This is a genomic window from Gorillibacterium massiliense (genome assembly GCF_000455485.1).
In the GTDB taxonomy this organism is placed as follows: Bacteria; Bacillota; Bacilli; order Paenibacillales; family NBRC-103111; genus Gorillibacterium; species Gorillibacterium massiliense.
In genome coordinates, this window is record NZ_CBQR020000134.1 from 1 (window position 1) to 5,395 (window position 5,395).

Annotated in this window: 5 protein-coding genes; 2 read left to right on the forward strand and 3 right to left on the reverse strand. The window is 52.4% G+C overall.

The genetic code is table 11. The features are described from left to right. Window positions 1-1,034, forward strand: a 1,034-nt coding sequence (locus tag TJ79_RS17555; RefSeq protein ID WP_040951654.1) for a M3 family oligoendopeptidase, incomplete at its 5' end; no start/stop codon positions are given. Between the two features lie 100 nt (window positions 1,035-1,134). Here the strand turns inward: TJ79_RS17555 and TJ79_RS17560 are convergent. Beyond that, entirely contained in the window at window positions 1,135-2,133 is a 999-nt protein-coding gene (locus TJ79_RS17560) for a ketoacyl-ACP synthase III (protein WP_040951655.1), read from the reverse strand. Between the two features lie 189 nt (window positions 2,134-2,322). Between TJ79_RS17560 and TJ79_RS17565 the strand changes: the two genes are divergently transcribed. Further along, a complete protein-coding gene (locus TJ79_RS17565) occupies window positions 2,323-4,386 on the forward strand; it encodes a beta-propeller domain-containing protein (RefSeq protein WP_162162971.1) in 2,064 nt (687 codons plus the stop codon). A gap of 85 nt (window positions 4,387-4,471) precedes the next feature. Here TJ79_RS17565 and TJ79_RS17570 read toward each other — a convergent pair whose 3' ends face one another. Beyond that, the gene (locus TJ79_RS17570; RefSeq protein WP_040951656.1) at window positions 4,472-5,053 is read right to left on the reverse strand and encodes a hypothetical protein; all 582 of its coding nucleotides are present in this window, start codon (window positions 5,051-5,053) and stop codon (window positions 4,472-4,474) included. A gap of 53 nt (window positions 5,054-5,106) precedes the next feature. Then, window positions 5,107-5,358, reverse strand: a complete 252-nt coding sequence (locus tag TJ79_RS17575) for a DUF92 domain-containing protein (RefSeq protein ID WP_238323055.1) — start codon at window positions 5,356-5,358, stop codon at window positions 5,107-5,109. Between the last annotated feature and the right edge of the window lie 37 nt (window positions 5,359-5,395).

Sequence of the window (5,395 nt, forward strand, 5' to 3'; positions counted from 1 at the left end):
TGGAAATGTCGCTCTCTGGCGACAATATCCCAACGGATGTCTACACCAACCTGATCGATACGGTTCATGAATCCCTTCCGCTTCTGCACCGCTACATGGAGCTGCGCAAAAAATTGCTGAAGGTAGACGAACTGCATATGTACGACCTGTTCGCCCCGCTGGTGGAGGAGTTCAAGTGGGATATCGATTACGTGGAAGCCAAGAAGCTGGTATTGGAAGCCCTCAAGCCTTTGGGTGAAGACTATTTGAAGGTGCTGGAAAATAGCTTCGAAACCCGCTGGATCGACGTGTACGAAAACGAAGGCAAGCGCAGCGGCGCCTTCAGTTGGGGTGCATACGGCACCCATCCCTACGTCATGTTGAACCACAAGGACAACTTGAACAGCATGTTCACCCTCGCCCATGAAATGGGCCACGCCATGCACTCGTACTTGTCCGATGAAGCCCAGGATTACCGTAACTCCCAATACACCATTTTCTTGGCGGAAGTGGCGTCTACCTTGAACGAAGCGCTGTTGATGGATTACCTGCTGAAGAAAACCGACGATCCCAAGGCGAAAATGTACCTGCTTACCTATTACGCCGACCAATTCCGCACCACCGTGTTCCGGCAAACGATGTTCGCCGAATTCGAGAAGATCACCCACGAACGGATGGAAGCCGGTGAGTCCCTCACGCCTCAAGACTTCAGCAAAATCTATTACGACTTGAACAAGCTCTACCACGGCGACAACATGACCGTCGACAAGGAGATCGAACTGGAGTGGGAGCGGATTCCTCACTTCTATACCAGCTTTTACGTCTACAAATACGCTACAGGCTTTTCTGCAGCCACAAGCTTCTCCAAACAAATTCTGGACGAACGCCAGCCTGCTGTTGACCGTTACCTGGGCTTCCTAAAGAGCGGCGGCAGCGATTTCTCCATCAATATCTTGAAGAAGGCAGGCGTGGATATGTCCACCCCAGAGCCAATCAAACAAGGTATGGAAGTGTTCAAAAACCTGATCGAGCAGATGGAAGACCTGACCAAGTAAGAGTATACGGTAAAAAACATCCCCTCCAGGAATGTGCTGGAGGGGATGTTCTTGTTTCAAAGTTATGAAATGGCATCCTAACGATTGACCATAGCTTTCGTCACAGCGTCCAACGCACAAGCAGCGCCGCTTCTGTTAATCCTCCGCCAAAGCCATACAGAAGAAGCAAGTCTCCAGTGGAAATGCGGTTGTTTTTCAGAGCAAGATCAAGGGCTAACGGAATCGATGCGGCGGAGGTATTGCCGTACTCCCGCATGCTGGTTAAGGTTCGATCCAGCGGAATGCCGGTCTTTTCGCAGATGGACTCGACTATGCGCATATTGGCGCTATGCGGGACAAACCAATCGATTTCGTTCACCGACATGCCCGCCTTATCCATGAGGGCTTTGATCCCTTTGGGAACGGCCGTCACGGCCCAGCGGTACACCTCCCGCCCGTTTTGCACGATCTTTCCATTCTGCTCGATGGAAACCCCATTGATGGCCGGAGCCAAAGCTGAACGGTACAGATGATGCCCGTTGCGGCCGTCGGTTTGATTATAGGAAGCAAGAAATGCCCCCGCTTCCCCCTTTTCCACCAGCATGACCCCGGCACCGTCCCCAAATAGAATGCAGGTGGAGCGGTCGCTATAATCCGTCGCTTTGGAGAGGGTTTCCGCACCTACGACCAAAATTTTTCGGTAAGCGCCGGTGAGCACTAAGCCGTTTGCCAGTTGCAGCGCTGAGACGAAACCGGCACAGGTCGCCTGCACATCCGTTGCTCCGCAAGCGCGGATGCCGAATTCCGCCTGTACCCGTGCAGCCATGCTGGGGAAGACGGCATCCGGGGTGGTTGTCGCCACAAGAATATAATCGATGTCATCAAGATCGACCCGATAGCGCCGCTGCATGTCCCTTACCGCTCCAAAGATCATGTCGCTGCAATACTCGTTTTCGGCTGCGATCCTCCGCTCCTTGATTCCGGTTCGTTGGAATATCCATTGGTCATTCGTCTCCACCATCTGTTCCAAATCAGCGTTCGTCAATACCCGTTCCGGCACGTAAGCGCCGAAAGCCGTAATGACGGCATCAGAGATTAGCGGCAGTTGCTTCTGGATCATGCATCCCAACCCTTTCAACATTAGTATCAGGTATTAGTACCTGGTTATAAAACTAGCATACACCTAAGCTCTCGTAAAGTCCAGATTTGGCTAGACACATAGCGAGGGTAATGGTTGGAAGTTTATAGCAACCTTTCTTTCATCCTCTTCGTCAGAAGGCTAACGATGGTAATGGAAAGGATGTTCGCAATGAATGTATGGAAAGTAATTCCTCTTCTAATGGCGGCTATTCTGACGATTATGTCCGGAAACAGCGGAAGCTCGAAGCCTCAAGCCGACACGAGACCGGTTGCAACGGCATCCGCATCGCCCAACGCACATTCTTCAACGATCCAAAGCGAACCGGTTAAAAAGCAGCCCGAGCCGTTGCCTGTTGTCGGCAGCTCGGATAATCTCGTCAAGCTGATCAAGCAAGCTTTCGGGAATAATGGCGCCATGCTCGGCTACATCCGCAATGGAGTAATGGAGGTTTCCGACGCCAAGAGTGATACCAGTGCTACAGCGGCGGAGACGGGAATGGGCGGGGCTGCTACGTCAGGCGATTTTTCTCAGACAAACGTTCAAGTTCAAGGAGTCGATGAAGCGGACATTGTCAAGACCGATGGCTCCTACATTTATCAAGTAAACCGGGAGCGCATCGCCATTGTCCGTACATTCCCGGCAAACAAACCGGAACTGGCGAGTTTCATCCGTCTGGATAAAGCGCTCCATCCTCTAGAGCTCTACGTCGACGGCAATCATCTTATCGTCATCGCCCAAGGACAGTATGACGTAGGCTCTATGCTCTCTAGAAGCAAGCGGAACATCATCATGCAGCCGACCCGCACCGTCGCCCTCACGTATGACATCAGCCAAAAAAAATCGCCTAAACTGACACGGCAAGTCGAACTTGAAGGAAGCTATTTGTCCAGCCGTAAAATCAGCTCCGCCGTGTACCTCGTCTCCAACCGGTTACTTAATATTTATGCGGCAGTTAATGATCAATTGCTGCCTGAGTTGCCGCAATACCGGGATACGGCAAAGTCTGGCGGCGAGCCGGTAACGGTTCCTTTTTCGCAGATCCGCTACTTTCCCGCTTCTCCCCCGAACAACTATTTGACCGTAGCCGGTTTCAACCTGGAACAAGACGGCCGACCGGCATCCGTCAACACGTTTCTGGGCGGTGGGAACAATGTCTTTGCTTCGACGGAAAATCTTTATGTGGCCTGCGGCATCATCAACTACAACCATTCTCCAATAAACGAAGAGCAAAGTGACACCATGTTGATCCAGCACCCGGACGAAACAACGGATGTATATCGTTTCTCCTTGGAGGATGGTACAACCTCCTATACGGGAAAAGGTTCAGTACCGGGGACGATTCTCAATCAATTTTCCATGGATGAATATGATGGGAATTTCCGCATCGCCACCACCACCGGCAATGTATGGGAAAGCGGAGCGAGTTCGTCCAAAAACAATGTTTATGTGCTGGATGGCTCCATGAACCAAAGTGGCAAACTTGAAGGTCTGGCACCGGGAGAAAAAATCTACTCCGTGCGCTTCATGGGCAACCGCGCCTATGTGGTCACCTTCCGCCAAGTCGACCCGTTATTCGTGCTGGACCTTTCGACGCCAAGCTCTCCGAAAGTGCTGGGCAAGCTGAAAATCCCCGGCTACAGCGATTATTTGCATCCCTACGACGAAACCCATCTGATCGGTTTCGGCAAGGATACCGAAGTCGCTTCCCTGGATGGAAACAGCGACTCTGGGAACACAATGGCTTATTACCAAGGGCTGAAAGTCGCCATGTTCGACGTCTCCGATGTGGAGCACCCCAAAGAGCTGTTCAAGGAAATCATCGGCGACCGGGGAACCGATTCCGAGCTGCTGTATGACCATAAAGCTCTATTGTTTAACAAGGATAAGAACCTTATGGCATTCCCCGTGACCTTGATGAAAATACCGCATTCGTCTTCGCAGGTCGATGATGAAACGAACCTGCAACAGGTAACGGCCTACGGCAGCTTTGCCTTCCAGGGTGCCTATGTTTATCATGTAGACTTGCAAACCGGCTTCCACCTGCAAGGTACGATAACCCACTTAACCCAGGAGGAAGTGGACAAAGCAGGCGATTACGAATACGAAAACACAGCCGAAATTCGGCGCATCCTCTATATCGGTGATCAGTTGTACACGCTGTCCGACCGGGAAATCCGAGCGAACGCATTGAAGGATTTGCGGCAGACGGGAAGCTTGACGATCCCGGAGTAAAGAAAACATGTGATTTCACAGTAAAAAAAGACGCAATCCCGCGGCATTCCGGGTATTGCGTCTTTTCATATGGGTGCGCGCTGACTTAAGGCGCGAGTTTGCTGTCGATATACTGCGTGATCTGGTTGAAATCCGGCCCATTGTCCGGGTCATTGCTCATGGCATGGGCAAACAGAAGTGTCCGGCCGTTGGCCACCATGTATACCGTATTCAAATACATATGTTCATTGCCCGTAATAACAGGCGGCCTTGTGTGGCTGTATTCCGGCGTAATGGTATCGACATAACGGGCGAGAAACAGATGGTACTCATGGGCGAAAGTGCCCCAGGATATTTTTATGTTAGTTCCAAGCAAATACGTGTATTCTCCATCCTTCGGGTCGTGAAGCACGAGATAGGCCGGCTGGACTTTCCAGCCCCATATGGGTCGTTTTTCCACCTCAAACAGGGCGAGCTTATGTTTATCGGCAAGAAGCATGATTTTCGTCAAACGGTTCGACGGATCGTAAAATGAGTAGCCCTCTTCGTGAATGATGTCGTTTTTGGAAAATCCCTGTTTATAAAGTTGATAAGATAAACTGTTGCCGATAAACCAAACGGCAATATAAACTGCGGTGATGACGATCAGCGCGGCGGCGGCGATCCGCCCTTTGTTGCGCGCAAGCACGAGATCAGCCCTTTCACGAACGGAGGTTGAGTGCGCCAGGGTTTACGCCAGCGTTAGGTAAGCAGGGCGTAAACGAGAATGGCGGCCGCTCCGCCCAGGAGAGAACTGACGACGTTGACGACGTCGTTGTTCATCCAGGGCAGCCCGCGGGCGAAGTCCGCGGGGAGGCCGCAATGCTGCGGCCGCTCCAGCAAGCGGCCGCACCGGCTGCAGCGGTACATGCGCTGCAGCGTGGCGCCCAGGAAGGAATCGGCGAAGGCGCCGCCGATTCCTCCGATGAGGGCCGCGGCGGCCAGCGCGGCCAAAGCATGCGGCGCTATGGCAGCCGCATCGGCGCCGGGG